Origin of the sequence: Nostoc sp. FACHB-110, from assembly GCF_014697425.1 — a bacterium.
In the GTDB taxonomy this organism is placed as follows: domain Bacteria; phylum Cyanobacteriota; class Cyanobacteriia; order Cyanobacteriales; family Nostocaceae; genus Nostoc_B.
In genome coordinates, this window is the sequence record NZ_JACJRU010000001.1 from 497,803 (window position 1) to 514,640 (window position 16,838).

Genomic DNA, 16,838 nt, shown 5'->3' on the forward strand with positions numbered 1-16,838 from the left:
GTGGTAGCTGCAAGGGTTTCAGACGTTATAGCCTCCTTAAATTGTCATTACGAGCGCAGTGATAACGGAGCGAAGTAATCGCATAATCTCGTAGTTTTGGCGATTGCTTCGTCGTTCCTCCTCGCAATGACAGGTTTTCAGAGCGATCGCAAAACCGAAAGCTAGAATGACAAAACCAAACGATAGGTAGGATTTCAAGACTTGTGTGTACACGGTAGCCTTTCCAAGGGGAGGGTTAGGGTGGGGTAATCTCAGCACTTCTGGTACTTCGATAACTTATGTGTACGTCCTAGCCTACAAAGAAAGAAATTTTAAAAGGATTTAACCATTCTATGAGTGTAATTGATACTACTGCTGTCAGAACGGAGATAAAAGCGATTGCCTCTCCCACCGACTATCCCGACAGTCCATTATCTCAAGCTCTCAAACAGCCTGTATTACTAGGGTTATTCTTACCAATTCATCACGGTGGCTGGAGTTCATCATATTTACCTCGCACTACCGATTGGTCGTTTGACTATAATGCCAAGTTGACCCAAAAGGCTGAGGAATTGGGATTTGACTTGGTTTTTGGTTATTCCACATGGCAACCCAAGGGTGGACAGGGGCCGACTCGCACGGAAGCGGGTTTAGATGCGTTCATTGCAACAGCTTCTTTAGCTGGGATGACTTCGCGGATTCTCTTAATTTCTACCATTCACGTTCTTTATGGGCCTTGGCATCCCATTCATTTAGCTAAATTTGGGGCGACATTAGACCATATTTCCAAAGGTCGGTGGGGAATTAACGTTGTCACCGGACACCGGGCTTATGAGCATGAATTGTTCGGTTGGAGTCAAATCGAACACGATCGCCGCTACGAAATGGCTGATGAATTTGTCACTGTCTTAAAGAGACTTTGGTCAGAAACCGAGAACTTTTCTTACCAGAGTCAAAAAAGCTCTTGGCAGTTCAAAGATGCTTATATTAGCCCTCGTCCGCTTTATGGTCGTCCTGTTTTAGTTAACGCCACTGGTTCAGATGCGGGTATCGATTTTGCGGGTCGTCATTCTGATATTGTGTTTATCACCAGTCCGGCTGGCGGAGATATAGAGAGTGCTTTGTCATCCTTACCCGCCCATACAGCACGAGTGAAACAATCTGCGATCGCTCAAGGTAGACAAGTCCGCACGCTGCTAAATCCGTTGATTGTTTTGCGAGAAACGGAAAAAGAGGCAGAAGCATACGCCCAAGCCATTGTTGACCAGGCTGATCATGAGTCAATTGCGGGACGTTCCCTTGTTAGCAGCGATGCCCACGCTTGGAGAGGGCATAAAAAGGGAAATCTGCGTCATAGCGTTGGCAGTGCGATCGGTGGTAATGTGCAACTCATTGGTTCGCCAGAACAAATCACCGAACAACTTGTGCAACTCAATAAAGCTGGTGTTGATGGTTTCCAGATAGCTTTTTATGATTTCGAGCCTGATTTAGATTTATTCGGTAAGCGTGTTCTACCACTATTGAAACAGGCTGGACTTAGGTTTTAAACGCAGAGGAACACAGAGGTAAGCGCGGAGGAACGCAAAGTTTATTTGAGTCCATTCGCTAAAAATTATGTTGAGAGGTGTATGAATGCAAGGGCAAGAATTACTTCAAAGTTTACTGCAAGCCACTAGTGAAACTTTTTATATGGTTGGGATATCTGCCCTAGTTGCCATATTTTTAGGCTTGCCGTTAGGTTTATTGTTAGTGATGACTGGCCCCGGTAACTTATTGGACTTTCCTAAATTGCATAAAGTATTGGGTGCGATCGTGAATACGGGACGGTCATTTCCGTTTATTATTCTGCTTGTCGTTTTAACACCACTCACCCGCTTAATTGTCGGTACTTCCATCGGTAGCACCGCCGCCTTAGTTCCTCTCACCCTCGCCGCTATTCCATTTTTTGGACGCATTGCAGAAACCAGCATTTTAGAAGTTGATAAGGGACTCATCGAAGCTGCCCAAGCAATGGGATGCAATTATTGGCAAATCGTTCTTAAAGTCTTGATTCCTGAAGCCTTTCCATCACTGATATTAGGGATGACAATTCTAATCGTGAGTTTACTTAATTCTTCTGCGATGGCTGGGGCTGTAGGTGGCGGTGGATTAGGTAATTTAGCAATTCAATACGGCTACCAACGCTTTGATGTAGGGGTAATGTTTTCTACCATTGTGGTTTTAATTGCATTGGTGCAAATTATTCAATTCTTAGGTGATTTAATTGCCCAACGGATGCGAAAACGCTAAACAAAAACCGGCATTGCTGATTATGGGGATGAATTTTTTTTCGCGCAAAGGCGCAAAGACGCAAAGAGTAAGAGTTTTAAAAGTGGAATTTTATGATTTCATTCCGTATTTATGCAATGCTCAAAAACTGTAAAACCATTTCTTTGCAAAACTGTACCAAACCCTCTCTTCTTCTTTTCTTCTCTTCGTGTACTTTGCGCTCTACCCTGCGGGAAGCCGCTACCGCGTCTATGCGGTTCGTTTCTTATTAATCGCAACTTCACACAGAATTGGTATAAGAAATTTCCATCATCATTCTTAATTAAAATTTTTATGAATACACGCAGATTTTTCTTAACATCTTTAGGTTCCCTAACTGCTTCTTTAATATTTGCCAGTTGTAGCCAACCAGCAACCCAAGAATCTAATAATAGTACGCAGACAATTAGCCAAAAAGAGCAAAAAGAAATCATTAAAGTCGGCGTAACTGGTGTAGTTGCTCAGGATATCTTGAAATTTGTCAATAATAATCTTGCCACAGCAGAAGGCTTAGAAATTCAAGTTGTTACCTTTAATGATTGGATACAACCCAACACAGCTTTGAGAGATAAGGTAATTGATGCCAATTTCTTTCAGCACAGACCATTTATGAATAATGCTGTGAAGGAATTGAAAATAAATTTAGTAGCATTAAATACAGTTTATTTAAACACACTTGGTCTTTTCTCCAAAAATCTCAAATCAGTCGGCGAAATTCCGCAAAATGCAACCGTCACCATTGCGAATGATGTCATCAATAACGACCGAGGATTGCGATTATTAGCAGCAAATGGTCTAATTAAGTTAAAAGAAAATGCTCCACAATTTGTTACCCGAAGAGATATTGCTGCTAATCCCAAAAACTTGCGAATCAAAGAAGTTGAAGGTGTACAAGTAGTCCGCGCCATTAATGACGTAGATTTTATTGTATCTTCGGCTCAAACTGTTGCGCTGGCAGGGATAGAACCTAATTCTATGGGTCAGGAAACAGCCAAAGATAAAAAATATGCACTGGCATTCGTTACGTTGCAGGGTCGAGAAAATGAAGCCAAGATTCAAAAATTAAACAAGCTACTCGTTGACCCTAAAGTCAAAGATTTTATCAATCAGGAATATAAGGGTAGGCTTGTACCAGTTTTTTAGCAAAAATGTCTCGTGCCAAGGTTTTATTCTCTGGTTCAGAGATAAAGAAATATTGATTTGGTTTGGGCAGTCTATCGAAAGATGGTATGCTGATTTTTATTAAATACGGTAAATCGGTCGATTTAATGTATTTAAGTTGTTATCATCATCAATAATGGCTGCTTAAACTCCTAAAAATTGACATCAAGGAGTAAATTGTAGTGAACAATTGCCAAGACCCCCGCTTTGTGGATACACAAAAATATTCTGCTGGTAAGATATTAGCGATCGCAGTTTCTTTGATAGGATTGATCGCTTCTAGTTGCAGCCAACAAACAGCTACCAATGTCTCAGCTAAATCAGATACAACCTCAAATTCAAATACTGTTGCTACCAAAACAACAGAGAAAAACAATGTCATTCGCTTAGGCTACCAAAAAGGCGGCATTATTCCCCTAGCCCGTCAAAGAGGTGAGTTAGAGCGTCAGTTAACAGCACAAAATATTAAAGTTGAATGGAGTGGCCCATTTGACCGTTGTGCTACGCTGTTAAGTTCTCTCAATGGTAATCGAGCCGATATTGGTGGATGTGGTGATATTCCGACCATCTCTGGAATTGCGGCGGGACAGCCTCTTTGTATTGGTTCTGTACAGCGTCCAAGTCCCGATTCGTTGGGCAGTGCGATCGTAGTTCGGGGTGATTCTCCCATTCGCAAACCTGCTGATTTAGTCGGTAAAAAAGTTGCAGTGAATCAAGGTGGTGCAGGCGAATATTTACTATTAAAAGTTTTGGAAAAAGAAAAGATTCCTAAAGAAAAAGTCCAGCGAGTTTATCTATCACCAAATGACGCTGCACCGGCTTTATATCAAGGCTCTGTTGATGGTTGGGCAGTTTGGGAACCTTATATTTCGATTGCCGAATTAGAACATAAAGCCAGAAGAATTACCACGACACACCCTGCACCTACCTACGGCATTATGGTTGTGCGCGGTGATGCAGCGAAAGAAAATCCTGTAGCAGTTAAAGCTGCTCTGACTGCTTTAAGTGAAGATGGTGATTGGCTAAATAAAAATACTAATGCTGCATCAGATTTTTTAGTTAAAGAATTAAAACTTTCGGATGCAGTCGCCAAACAAGTAACTCAAAATCGCGGCCCAGAGTCTTACGTATTTCCCAACAGTGAAGATGTTGCCAAACTCCAGAAAACTGCTGATTGGTTATTAGAACAAAAAATTATTCCCCAAAAAGTAGATATTGCTGCATCCGTATGTCCATTGGGAACTACTGCTTCTAGGTGAGGTAGGGGGAGAAGAATTTTTGACTTATGATTAATAACTTGGAGTAAAGATATTTATGCCTGTTGAATTTATTGGCATGATTGGTACGCGAAATGCGTCAGAGTTACATAGCCCAACCGTATCAATTACGGGGGGAAGTATAGATTTAAACTATGTGCGTAACTTTGCCAAAGTCCATGAAGATGGTGGCTTTGACAGAGTGCTAGTTGGTTATAGTTCCACAGGGCCAGATGGCTTTAATGTTGTTAGTTATGTGGCGGCTGCAACAGAACGACTTAAGTTTTTACTTGCACACAGACCTGGTTTTGTGTCTCCTTCTTTAGCCGCACGTAAATTAGCTACATTAGATCACTTTAGCAATGGTCGTGTTGCAGTACATATCATTACTGGTGGTAGTGATGCTGAACAACAGCGTGATGGTGACTGGCTTGACCATGATACTCGCTATCGTCGAACTGATGAATATCTTGATGTTGTGCGACGAGTATGGACAAGCCAAGAACCCTTCGATTATGAAGGCGAGTTTTACCAATTCAAAGGCGCATTTTCAGACGTTAAACCCTTACAGCAACCACATATTCCTATATATTTTGGTGGTGCTTCTGGTGCAGCTGTGGGTGTAGGTGCAAAGCACAGTAATGTTTATGCGTTTTGGGGAGAACCCATAGGTGCGATTAAGCAACGCATTGCTGAAGTCAAAGCCGCAGCACCGCCAGGGAAAGATTTACGTTTCAGTATTTCCTTGCGTCCAATTTTGGGCGAAACCGAAGCAAAGGCCTGGGAAAAAGCCCATTATATTCTCTCGCGGATTAATGAAATTCGTGGTCAGGCTCCGGCAGTACCTGAAGCTGTGGGTTCCTTGCGGTTGCTGGATTTTGCCAAAGAAAGGGAAATCCACGATAAGCGTTTATGGACACCAATTGCAGCTGCTACTGGTGCGCGGGGTAATACTACAGCCTTGGTTGGGACTCCAGAACAGGTAGCAGAATCATTATTTGATTACTACAAAGCTGGGGTAACAACACTCTTGATTCGTGGTTTTGACCCTGTGGAAGATGCTCTAGCCTATGGCCGAGATGTAATTCCTTTGGTGCGTCAAGAAGTCCAACGACTAGAAAGACAAACAGCAACCGTAGCTTAAATCAGCTAAATCTATGCCTCAGATAACTGTTCTTGAACCTTTACAAGCAGACCAATGGTTTGTTGATAGTCCTGATTTGCGTGAGTTTGTAGCAACAGCTAAAGACATTATCTCTAGCACGACTCATAACCGCGCCGAAACTCTCAATACTCTAGAACCTTACTTTGCAGCACTACTAAAGAAAGAGAACTGGCTACCAACAAATTTTGCCCAGCCAAATCCTGACAGTGGTTTAGGCGGAGGAATCGGACAATGGTTACTGTATCGTTCTCAGGATCGCTCCTTAACTATTTTTAGTTTGGTGATTCCTCCCGATGAAATTACACCTGTCCACGATCATTTATCTTGGGGACTAGTCGGACTGTATCAAGGTAAACAAGAAGAAACAGTATATCGTCGCGTAGATAACGGTGAATTAGAAGGATACGCCTATTTAGAAACGGTAGGAACTTATCAGGTGAAAACTGGGGATATTTATCATTTATTACCTCCAGATAACGATATTCACTCTGTCAAAGCTACTAACGTCTTCGCGCCATCAATCTCAATTCATGTTATGGGGAATGATACTGGTAGCATTTGGCGACATCATTATCATCCCCAACAACAGAGTGTGCGGTCTTTTCGCTCTGGATATTCCAATGTACTTTTCAAATAAAACAAGGAAAACCCACACATAGCTGTTCAGCACTGGAAAAAATTATGCCAAATTTCACTAGACCAGAACCACCAGTATTTGAACGGGTGGAAGAAGAACGCCTTTATCGCAAACAACGCCTAGCAGCAGCATTCCGCCTGTTTGGTCGTTTTGGCTTTAGCGAAGGAATAGCCGGACACATTACCGCCCGTGACCCTGAATTTACCGACCATTTTTGGGTGAATCCCTTGGGTAAATACTTTGGTCATATCCGTGTTTCTGATTTGTTGTTAGTTGATAGAGAAGGGGAAGTGGTCAAAGGTAATGCGCCTGTAAATCGCGCCGCCTTTGCGATTCATTCCCAGGTGCATGAAGCACGTCCTGATATAGTTGCAGCCGCTCACGCTCATTCCCTACATGGCAAAGCTTGGTCAAGTTTGGGTCGTTTGCTTGACCCTTTAACTCAAGATGCTTGTGCTTTTTATCAAGACCATACGCTATTTGATGACTACAAAGGTGTAGTTTTAGATACTTCTGAAGGTAAAAGAATTGCTGAATCTTTGGGAGATAAAAAAGCTGTCATCCTTAGAAATCATGGCTTTTTAACTGTGGGGCAGACAGTAGACGAAGCTGCTTTTTGGTACATCTCTTTTGAGCGATCGGCTCAAGCCCAATTGTTGGCAGAAGCAGCTGGCAAACCCCTGCCGATTGATCATGAAACTGCAAGTTTTACTCATGGTCAAGTGGGAACTCATACGGGCGGTTGGTTTAGTTTTCAGCCTCTCTATGACCGGATTGTGCGGGAAGAACCGGATTTATTGGAGTAGTTGCGAATACCTTTTTTAACGCAAAGGTGAGGCAGCGCGTTGCGGGGGTTCCCCCCGTTGTAGCGACTGCCGTTATGCAGAGGTTGGCGCAGAGGTTATTAGAGATTTTGTCTTTTTATACTTAAGAATTAACGTGTTTACCAATTGGTTACGGCAGAATTTTATCTTGCCTCTGGGGTGTTTGTTATTAGCAACAACGGCTTGCTCAGAGGTTAAGTCTACCAGTCCAACAACGATCGCAGCAAATCCCGCCCCTTCTGAAGTGGCAGCATCAGATACAACTCAATTACGTGTGGCTAAGTACAAAGGTGGCTGGGATTTGAGTTTAAAGTTAGCTGGACAAGATAATTTCCCCTACAAAACGCAGTTTACTGAGTTTACTGGCGGTAATTTGATGGTACAAGCCATCAACGCTGGTGCAATTGACTTGGCTTCAGCTAGTGAAATTCCGCCAATTTTTGCGATTGAATCGAAAGCATCGGTAAAAATTATCGCTACTCTCAAAGGGCCGACGACTGGTCAAGTTGTGCTTGTACCGAAGAACTCAACCGCCAAAAACATCGCTGATCTCAAAGGTAAAAAAGTCGGTTACGTTAAAGCCACAACTGCCCACTACTTCTTAATTAAGATGTTGGAAAAAGTCGGGCTGACGATGAAGGATATCAATGCGATTCCGTTATCGATACCTGATGGACTTTCGGCTTTTCGTAAAGGCGAACTAGATGCTTGGGCGACTTACGGTTACTCTATTCCCCAAGCCCAAAAAGAAGGGGCGCGGGTGTTGGAATCGGCAAAGGATATTTTAAGCGGTAACTTTGTGATTATTGCTTCACCAAATGCGATCGCTGATTCACAAAAAAAAGGTGCGATCGCAGATTTCTTATGTCGCTTACAAAAATCCCAAAACTGGCGGGAATCTAACCTCAAGGAATGGTCAAAGACATATTCAACCGCCATTAATGTTGATGAAGGTATTGTTTATCAAGATGCCCAACAAGGTCAAAAACAACGCCGTCAAGAAATCCTACCTATTTCTGACGAAGCCATAGCTTCTCAACAAAAAGTTGCAGATACCTTCTTTCAAGCAGGTGTAATTCCTGCCAAGGTTGAGGTCAAACAACTGTGGGATAACAGTTTTAACGAAGATATCAATAAATGCAAATCAAACTAAGGGTGTAGGGGTGTAGGCGTATAGGGGAAAAATTGCACCCTTGAACCCTAACACCCCTACACCCTAACCCCCTTACACCCCCAATTCAGGATTAGCTAAATGTCCAAACCACCTGTTTTAGAAGCAGCTACCACAACAGCAAAATTCTTACCCAATCTGTTTGAACTTGTGGATTCTCTGGCTGCTGATTTTGCTACCCGCGCCGCTATCCATGACAGTGATAGTTCTTTTCCCTTTGAAAATTTTGATGCTCTGCACAAAGCCAGATTATTAAGTCTGACTGTACCCGTAGAGTTTGGCGGGTTAGCGGTGGGATACACCACAGCCTGTCGGGTGATTGAAAAGATAGCTAGTGGAGATGCTTCTACTGCGTTGGTGCTAACAATGCACTACTTACAACACGCTAACGCCGCCCGACATCGACGTTGGCATCCGGTTGTTTATGAAAGATTGTGTCGAGAGTCTGTGCAAGGTGTCGCTTTACTCAATGCTGCTCGTGTGGAACCGGAATTAGGCACACCAGCCAGAGGCGGATTACCTGCCACCATCGCTAAACGGACAGCTGATGGTTGGTTAATTACTGGTCACAAACAATACACCACAGGCAGTCCGATTTTGCGTTACTTCGTAGTGTGGGCGCGAACAGAAGATGAAGAACCGCAAATAGGGAGTTTTTTAGTTCCGCGACATCTTCCAGGGATCAAGATTGTGGAAACTTGGGATCACTTGGGGATGCGGGCAACTGGCAGTCACGATTTGATTTTAGAAGATGTTGGCATTCCTTCAGAATATGCCTTGGATGTGCGTCCTTTAAAAGCTTGGTCACAGCCCGACCCCTTGATGCTGGCTGCTGGCAGTTTATTGTTGAGTGCTTTGTATCAAGGTGTAGCAACAGCCGCCAGAGATTGGTTAGTGGAATATTTAAATGAGCGATCGCCTACCAATTTAGGTGCAACTCTCGCAACTTTACCCCGCTTTCAAGTAGCTGTTGGAGAAATTGAAGCCTTACTTTATGCTAACCAGCGATTAATTTATAGTCTTGCAACAGATATTGATAAAGGTGAACTAGACCCGAAGGTAAATTTACAAGCACAAACAGTTAAATATTTAGTTACCAGTAATGCAATTAAAGCGGTAGAAACTGGTTTACAACTAATCGGAAATCCCGGTTTATCTAAAAAAAATCCCCTGGAAAGACATTATCGAGATGTGCTATGTAGTCGGATTCATACGCCACAAAATGATGTGATTTGTTCTTCTTTAGGTAAGTCAGCTTTAAAACTATAGGAATGTGGTTTGATTGCCGAATTTGCTTGTGTAAATAGGGAGTGGGGCGTAGAAAAGCAGCAATCGAATATGAATTTTATATAGCAAAGTGTTGATTATCATAATTTTAATCATGGTGAAAATATGTTTCACGAAATAGAAAGAGAATTATTAGACGGTGAATTTGGATTAATTAAACAACATTATCCTTTGCCAGAACGAGAAGAATATAAAAGCCGTGATATTTGGGAATTACCACCACAAATATCTACGGAGGATAAACATTTTTCTCAACAAAAAATAAAAAAAGTGGGATTTTTTCGTAAACTAAAAGGCCAGGGCGAACTCATCTAAATATTGATGGACAGAATCAAGAAAGAGTCTTGGAGGCATAACTGTAAGCTACTAATACAACAAGGCAAAAGTAAACAGAAAAAATATTTATTCCTACCGTTTTTTAACCGTCGAACTCACGTTAGTGTTAATAAATAATAAGACTTTCTTTTCAAAAAGTTAAAATTCTTTGACACGCATCCTTCTTTGGGTATAAGTTTGACATAACGTCATACACCTTGATAATTGATGGTTATCAACCAATTAAAAACTCCTTTCTAACTGAGTATAATTCTGTGCAGTCAAATTGTGATTCATCGTGCCATTGATAACTTCAGTAGGCCGAAAACATTTGTGCGCCGAGGAAATAGTTAGGGTTTTCAGCGACGATTCTGGTCTTGACTAGAGCGATCGCATACCTCACCAGAATAACTGTTATACATTGCTCAAAAAGCAAATGATATAAGCATTCTGGCGGATTCTATACATTTGATTGAATGTATGGATGCTAGGGCGTGTTTTCCAACCCCAAATTAGACTGAGAAGTAGCTTGGGTTGACCTAAGGAAACCCAAGGTAAGCCTTTGAGAAATCTTTTCGGCCTAGTGAAGTTATATAAACGCGTAAGTTCCGATCAAGTTGATGTTTCTGAAATCCCTTGATTGTGACTTATTAGGTAAGGAAAACATATGTATATGTGTTTTCCCTTTTTTAGTGCTTTCATCTGCTAAGAAATGCTTTCCCAAACCCTTATCAAATCCAGTCAAGGATTAATCAATGTTCAAAACATCTGAGTGCAATTCTCATGATTCGGGTTTAATTCGAGCCTGGAAAAAAATTACTTTTGCGGCTTTGATATCAGTACTGATGACAACGTTCTTTGTCCCATCTGTACAAGCAGCCCCAGCAGCAAATGTGGTAGGAAACCCGCCACCAGCAGAACGCGTCGTGGAAAACCTACCGCCAGCCGAACGTATCGTAGAAAACCCGCCACCAGCAGAACGCGTTGTGGAAAATCCACCAGTGTTGCAACTCCGCAAAAAACAGATCCGACCTATCACACGCTTGACTCAACCCTTCGAGAGAGATACCAAAGGCGAAGAAGTATTCGATCTCAAAGTTGTCTATACCGATAGCAAACTCTACAATCCGGCAACCCGGAACTATGACAAAGTAAGCTTGCGTAGTTATGTAGGAACCAATACTAGTAATAAAACGCCCTATGTCGCACCTACCATCGAGATCAAACCAGGCGAAACCGTGCGAATTAACCTGAACAACCTACTGCGGATTGATGAGCGTTGCATAAAGATAGATAATCAAAACCAGCCTCATTGCATCAACTTCAATCGCACGAATATACATTCTCACGGCTTATGGATCAGTCCGACCGGCAATAGTGATAATGTGCTGTCGGTGGTAGATCCTGGTGTGAAGTTCCAATATGAATACAACATTCCGCCTGACCATCCAGCTGGCACTTTTTGGTATCATCCCCATCTACATGGCTCAACTGCACTCCAGGTAGCAAGTGGCATGGCTGGAGCTTTGATCGTGCGTGGCGATCGCTTGCCTAGTGAAAAGACTAACGGCGACATCGACACCTTGCTCAAAGAAGCCAACAGCAAAGAACGAATCTTGGTACTACAGCAGATCCAGTATGCCTGTTTGGATAGAAATGGTGCGATCAAGGTTAGAAAAGAAAAAGACCAAAATGGTCAGGATAAAGTTGTTGCCTGGATTTGTGACACCAATGACAAAGGCGTAATCGAATTTTACGATGATCCGGGCGGCAACGGACTGTTTGGCCCAGGAACATGGAGTGAATCCGGGCGTTACACAAGCATTAATGGGCAAATTCTGCCAACCTTCAAGGAGGCCGAATCCGGCAGAATCGAACGCTGGCGAATAATACATGCAGGTGTACGCGACACAATCAACTTGAGATTTCGCAAATTGAAAGAAGGCGCACCTACTTTCAAAGGTTTGAAAACCGTAGATGCTGACAGTTACATCCGCGAAAATTGTACAGGTAATCCCATCTCCTACTATGTAATCGCTGACGATGGACTGACCAGATCCAAAGCATGGAAAACTGACTTAACGACTTTGCAGCCTGGCTATCGCAGCGATGCGCTAGTTATTTTCCCTGAACCAGGTAATTACTGTGTCGTTGATGCCCTTACTTCACCTTCGGGAACTGTTAACGCACAGGCGAGCAGCCGTCAACTGCTAGGTGTGGTTAAAGCCAAGGCCGGAACCCAAGTGCAAGTGCCTTTCATTGACGAAAAGCAAGGGTATGACATTGGTGGTTCTTTGAAAGATCAACTTGTTGCTGCCGCTAACAAACTCGACTTACCAATTTCAATCAAAGAAAAGATTGTAACAGACTTAAAAAGTGATCTGAAACTCATAGCCTTTACACCTCACCTTGACATTCAAGACAGTGAGGTCACTGGCAAGCAGGAATTGGCTTTCTTCATCGACTTAAAGAGCAATCCACTCAAGTTCGAGGTCAGCAACGCTATAGGCAAGAATTTTGCTCCCAAACCTTACGATGGCAACCGCATCGACCGATATCTAACCCTTGGCGGTGTCGATGAATGGACTTTGGAGTCGTACTTAGTCAGCCATCCGTTCCACATCCATGTCAACCCTTTCCAGATCGTCAAAATCCTCGACCCTAACGGCAAGGATGTTAGTTTGCCGGATGCGATAGATAATGCAGATGGCACGAATGATCCGCAGTATCCAGGGTTAAAGGGTGTTTGGAAAGATACTCTCTGGATAAAAAGCCTAGTTTCAACGGCATCACAGTCAGATAAAATACCACCACCAACAGGAATTTACAAAATTATTGTACGCACCCGTTACCAGCGTTATATTGGCGAATTTGTGATTCACTGCCATATTCTCGACCATGAAGACCAAGGTATGATGCAGAACGTCAATATTGTTATCCCCAGTGGTGGGGGTGCGAATAGTGGCAGTCAGCAACAGGGTGTAGGGAATAGGGTGTAGGGTGTAGTGAAGACAGCATTGGTGAGGGCTTGGAACCCCAACCAATGCAATCGTCTTGACTCTAAATATAATATTAAAACTAGAGTTTCATACTTGACATAAAAAGTATATTTATTAGATAAAGATAAGCTTATATATTTGATAAGTGAATTATTTTACTATTAATAAATAGTCGGTTAATTGAAGATAAGCGCATCCAGATTTGAAAAAAATATTTGATTTATTTTGCTTATTATTTCCTCAATTTTAGAATTGTTCATATCATTGGTAAATCTTTTATAGCGATTCCCAGTTAAGTGAGGTACAGGTAATATTTTGAAACGCAGAGGGTCGCAGAGTTAAGCGCAGAGGTACGCAAAAATTTGTACTTCAGCAGACTAGGAAACGCTATATTAGTTTTTATTAGTAAATAAGATGCGATCGCCCTGCTCAAAAGTCTTTCTTTCGCCTGGTTTAATCAACTATAAGCTATTTGCAAAACTTAATATTAGCTAAACTAATTATTAGTGATACAAAGATTGTGTTCGTCAGTACATATTTTTTGTATCAATAGATGTAAGCTGTATCTGCTGAGTAAATGACTACAAAAATTTGTGGTCAATCGCTCACAAAACAACATCCCCTTAACTGATTTCATTTTTGGCATAGCAATTAGTAAATTTCTGCAACCAAATTTGGTTGAGAGAAAACATTATGTAATTCATCCATCTGTATGTTTGCGTCAGATAAAAAACTATTGGCGTTGTATGAATGCGGGATGAAATCATCGAATTTTCCTTTGAAAATCTTAGTCTTGGCGACTGCCGTCGCTACCCTACGGGAAGGCTTTTAGCGAACAAGTCGGGGAAACTGCCCAACCAATGTGCTACCTCGTCTTGGTGCGAAACAAAAAACACCCAACTAATTAGCAAAGCCAAATTATTCTTCTGTCAACACTAATCTTGCTCAAACCTCGTTTCATCCTGAAAGACCGATATGACAACAACGACTGACGCTGATTTTGCCGCACGCGAAGCGTTGCGCCTCATCGGCCCCGATCCCGAAAACTGGATACCTGATCATCCAGAGATTGACCACAACGTCACAATAGTAGGTGGTAGTGGCAGTGGTAGCACTTTTGCATTTGCGCTACGGCGTGCAGGTATTGGCCGCGTGACAATTATCGATGCGGCTGAAGACGAAGCTAATGCGGGCGTATGGCTGACACGAGCGCGGATGAAAAAGCTACGCACACCGAAAAATCTCCCAGGGCCAGAACTGGGAATTCCCGAACTGTCGTTTCAGGCTTGGTACGAGGCGCGACACGGAACTGAAGCATACGCCGCAATTGACCGCATACCCAGAGTATTATGGGCGGAGTATCTTAGTTGGTATCGGCATTTCTTAGACATTCCAGTTCGGTATCAGACAAAGTTGGTGCGAGTTGAACCAGCCGCAGGTTTCTTTCGCCTACATCTGGAAGTGAATGGTGTCGCCCAGATAGAAACCACACGAAAGATTATCTTTGCTAATGGTGTAGCTGGTACTGGTGGAGCAAACATCCCCTCTGGATTAACATCTCTACCGCGCAATTTATATGCACATACCTCAGAAGCAATTGACTTTGAGGCATTGCGTGACAAAAAGGTAGCTGTGTTGGGTGCGGCGGCTTCGGCGTTTGATGCGGCGGGTGTGGCACTAGAATCAGGTGCGAAGGAAGTGCATTTATTTGCACGCCGATCGCAAATCGCATCTTTGCCTGTGATTCGTGTGCGGGGTTATCCTGGAGCTTACAGTAACTATTGGCAATTACCTGATGCAGCGCGGTGGTTTCAAGCTTGGCGGTTTAATCAATTTGGCTCAACACCACCACCGGATGCGATTGAGCGAGTCACAGCTTTTGCTAATTTCCATCTGCATTTATCTGCAGCTTGGAAAGAAGCTCAGGCTCAAGGCGATCGCATTGTGGCGCAAGTGAATGATGATGTATTTGAGTTCGATTTTGCGATCGCAGGGACTGGCTACTTTGTCGATCCCACCAGACGGCCAGAACTAGCTGATTTTGCTCATCATATCGCCCTGTGGCGCGATCGCTACGAACCGCCAGCCGACCAGCGCAACGAGCAACTTAGTACCTATCCTTACCTTGGTTCTGCTCATGAATATCTAGAAAAAGTCCCTGGTACGGCTTCTTATCTCAAAGATATTCATGTGTTTAATCCGGCTGGCTTCGTCAGTTTTGGCCTACCCATCGGCGATGTCCCCAGCATCCGCCGGGATGTACCAGCAATCGTCTCACGCATTAGCCACGACTTATTCTTTGCTGACTGGTCACTACACGAAGCCCGAATTACCAGTGACAATGTTACACCAGACTTTGAGCCATCACTGTATGCCAATGCCGTGTGGAAACAGCCAGCTAAGGCAGGAGTCAGCTAAATCTGCGTAGCGTTACCTGATGGCTTTTGAACGTTTAAACATTTCTCGTAAATCAAACTTTGGAGATTAGATATGGGCTACAAGCATATTGAAGTCAAACCAACCTCTGGCTTTACTGGTGCGGAAATCAGTGGCGTGGATCTTTCACATCCTTTGCAAGATGAGGTAGTTGCAGAAATTCGTAAAGCACTATTGAAGTGGAAGGTTGTTTTCTTTCGCAATCAGAACATAGATCATGCTACACAGATTGCCTTCACGGCTCGTTTTGGTGAAGTGACCTACGCGCACCCCCACGAAGATGAGCCGATAGAAGGCTTTTCTCAAATCTTACCAATTGACCGCAGCCGCTTTGAGCGTCGCAATGGTATACAACGTTCTAGCTACGAAAGCCGTTGGCACACTGATGTGACTGCGGTTGTTAACCCTCCTGCGGGTTCGATTTTGCGAGCGGTGAATGTTCCTAGCTTTGGTGGTGACACACAGTGGACTAATTTAGTAGCCGCTTACGAAGGTCTATCCGAACCTCTAAAGAAGTTAGCCGATGGATTAAAAGCTGAACATCGCTTTAATGCACGTCTACGGATACCCAGCAATAGCAAATACGCTCAACGTATTGCAGCTAATCCCCAAGTTTCCATTCACCCAGTAGTGCGCGTTCATCCTGAGACTGGTGAAAAAGCATTGTTTGTGAACCCTGGCTTCACTTCACACATTCTCGATGTATCAGCACAAGAAAGTGAATTATTGCTTGAGTTGTTCTTCAACCAAATCACTAAACCCGCCTATACCACTCGCTTCCGGTGGAACAATGGTGATATTGCCTTCTGGGATAACCGCGCCACCTCACATTTAGCACCCCAAGATTTAGATCATATAGAAGTTGAGCGCGTACTTTATCGCACTACCATTACAGGTGATATTCCCGTTGGCCCAGATGGGTTTAAATCACAAATAGTTGAAGGTGAGCCGTTAACTAGTGATTTACCAACAGTCCTAAAGCAAAAATCTGAGAAAGTGTTAGCAGATGCAGTACTAAATTAAGTCAGGACTGAAGTACAACCTTGTAATATGAGGGTGTAGGGATGGTATCAATACATTTCGGTTAACGTTTCTATTTTGTTTAGCTCCCCCTAACCCCACTTTTTTAAGGTGTCTAATACACCTCTTTTACCCCCATTTTAAGGGGGTCGTCGCAGGCGGGGGGATCTAAATCTAGGATGATCAAACCTTTATCCGAAAAGTATTGGGTGTAGTATAGCGATTCCCAGTTAAGTGAGGTACAGGTAATATTTTGAAACGCAGAGGGTCGCAGAGTTAAG

General features: G+C 43.1%; 13 protein-coding genes. All 13 read left to right on the forward strand.

Annotated features, from left to right (window positions below):
- Positions 1–332: 332 nt before the first annotated feature.
- The 13 genes from H6G69_RS01855 (at position 333) to H6G69_RS01915 (ending at position 16,560) form a co-directional block, all read left to right on the forward strand.
- The gene (locus H6G69_RS01855; RefSeq protein ID WP_190680959.1) at positions 333–1,526 is read left to right on the forward strand and encodes an LLM class flavin-dependent oxidoreductase; all 1,194 of its coding nucleotides are present in this window, start codon (positions 333–335) and stop codon (positions 1,524–1,526) included.
- An 85-nt stretch (positions 1,527–1,611) separates the two neighbouring features.
- Positions 1,612–2,268, forward strand: a complete 657-nt coding sequence (locus tag H6G69_RS01860; RefSeq protein ID WP_190589582.1) for a methionine ABC transporter permease — start codon at positions 1,612–1,614, stop codon at positions 2,266–2,268.
- 312 nt (positions 2,269–2,580) lie between these two features.
- Positions 2,581–3,429, forward strand: coding sequence for a MetQ/NlpA family ABC transporter substrate-binding protein (locus H6G69_RS01865; RefSeq protein WP_190680961.1), 849 nt, complete (start codon positions 2,581–2,583; stop codon positions 3,427–3,429).
- Between the two features lie 200 nt (positions 3,430–3,629).
- Positions 3,630–4,706, forward strand: coding sequence for an aliphatic sulfonate ABC transporter substrate-binding protein (locus H6G69_RS01870; protein WP_313950114.1), 1,077 nt, complete (start codon positions 3,630–3,632; stop codon positions 4,704–4,706).
- 55 nt (positions 4,707–4,761) lie between these two features.
- Positions 4,762–5,847: an LLM class flavin-dependent oxidoreductase gene (locus H6G69_RS01875; RefSeq protein WP_190589580.1), complete on the forward strand. Its 1,086-nt coding sequence runs from the start codon at positions 4,762–4,764 to the stop codon at positions 5,845–5,847.
- A 13-nt stretch (positions 5,848–5,860) separates the two neighbouring features.
- On the forward strand, positions 5,861–6,505 hold the full coding sequence (locus H6G69_RS01880; protein WP_190680962.1) for a hypothetical protein: 645 nt from the start codon (positions 5,861–5,863) through the stop codon (positions 6,503–6,505).
- A gap of 44 nt (positions 6,506–6,549) precedes the next feature.
- Positions 6,550–7,311, forward strand: coding sequence for a class II aldolase/adducin family protein (locus tag H6G69_RS01885; protein ID WP_190680964.1), 762 nt, complete (start codon positions 6,550–6,552; stop codon positions 7,309–7,311).
- A 133-nt stretch (positions 7,312–7,444) separates the two neighbouring features.
- Entirely contained in the window at positions 7,445–8,482 is a 1,038-nt protein-coding gene (locus H6G69_RS01890) for an ABC transporter substrate-binding protein (protein WP_313950115.1), read from the forward strand.
- Between the two features lie 99 nt (positions 8,483–8,581).
- Entirely contained in the window at positions 8,582–9,769 is a 1,188-nt protein-coding gene (locus H6G69_RS01895) for an acyl-CoA dehydrogenase family protein (protein ID WP_190680966.1), read from the forward strand.
- Positions 9,770–9,892: 123 nt separating this feature from the next.
- Positions 9,893–10,102 carry a hypothetical protein gene (locus tag H6G69_RS01900; RefSeq protein ID WP_190680968.1) on the forward strand — a complete coding sequence of 70 codons (210 nt, stop codon included), beginning with the start codon at positions 9,893–9,895 and terminating at the stop codon, positions 10,100–10,102.
- Between the two features lie 755 nt (positions 10,103–10,857).
- Entirely contained in the window at positions 10,858–13,101 is a 2,244-nt protein-coding gene (locus H6G69_RS01905) for a multicopper oxidase family protein (protein ID WP_199335656.1), read from the forward strand.
- A gap of 975 nt (positions 13,102–14,076) precedes the next feature.
- Complete coding sequence (locus H6G69_RS01910) at positions 14,077–15,519, forward strand: NAD(P)-binding domain-containing protein (protein WP_190680969.1); 1,443 nt, start codon at positions 14,077–14,079, stop codon at positions 15,517–15,519.
- A gap of 72 nt (positions 15,520–15,591) precedes the next feature.
- Positions 15,592–16,560, forward strand: coding sequence for a TauD/TfdA family dioxygenase (locus H6G69_RS01915; RefSeq protein ID WP_190680971.1), 969 nt, complete (start codon positions 15,592–15,594; stop codon positions 16,558–16,560).
- The last annotated feature ends 278 nt before the right edge of the window (positions 16,561–16,838 follow it).

What these genes read in the sequence shown, in the direction of transcription:
- H6G69_RS01855 (WP_190680959.1), top strand. Translation starts at nt 333, where the DNA reads ATGAGTGTAATTGATACTACTGCTGTCAGAACGGAGATAAAAGCGATT.
- H6G69_RS01860 (WP_190589582.1), top strand. Translation starts at nt 1,612, where the DNA reads ATGCAAGGGCAAGAATTACTTCAAAGTTTACTGCAAGCCACTAGTGAA.
- H6G69_RS01865 (WP_190680961.1), top strand. Translation starts at nt 2,581, where the DNA reads ATGAATACACGCAGATTTTTCTTAACATCTTTAGGTTCCCTAACTGCT.
- H6G69_RS01875 (WP_190589580.1), top strand. Translation starts at nt 4,762, where the DNA reads ATGCCTGTTGAATTTATTGGCATGATTGGTACGCGAAATGCGTCAGAG.
- H6G69_RS01880 (WP_190680962.1), top strand. Translation starts at nt 5,861, where the DNA reads ATGCCTCAGATAACTGTTCTTGAACCTTTACAAGCAGACCAATGGTTT.
- H6G69_RS01885 (WP_190680964.1), top strand. Translation starts at nt 6,550, where the DNA reads ATGCCAAATTTCACTAGACCAGAACCACCAGTATTTGAACGGGTGGAA.
- H6G69_RS01895 (WP_190680966.1), top strand. Translation starts at nt 8,582, where the DNA reads ATGTCCAAACCACCTGTTTTAGAAGCAGCTACCACAACAGCAAAATTC.
- H6G69_RS01900 (WP_190680968.1), top strand. Translation starts at nt 9,893, where the DNA reads ATGTTTCACGAAATAGAAAGAGAATTATTAGACGGTGAATTTGGATTA.
- H6G69_RS01905 (WP_199335656.1), top strand. Translation starts at nt 10,858, where the DNA reads ATGTTCAAAACATCTGAGTGCAATTCTCATGATTCGGGTTTAATTCGA.
- H6G69_RS01910 (WP_190680969.1), top strand. Translation starts at nt 14,077, where the DNA reads ATGACAACAACGACTGACGCTGATTTTGCCGCACGCGAAGCGTTGCGC.
- H6G69_RS01915 (WP_190680971.1), top strand. Translation starts at nt 15,592, where the DNA reads ATGGGCTACAAGCATATTGAAGTCAAACCAACCTCTGGCTTTACTGGT.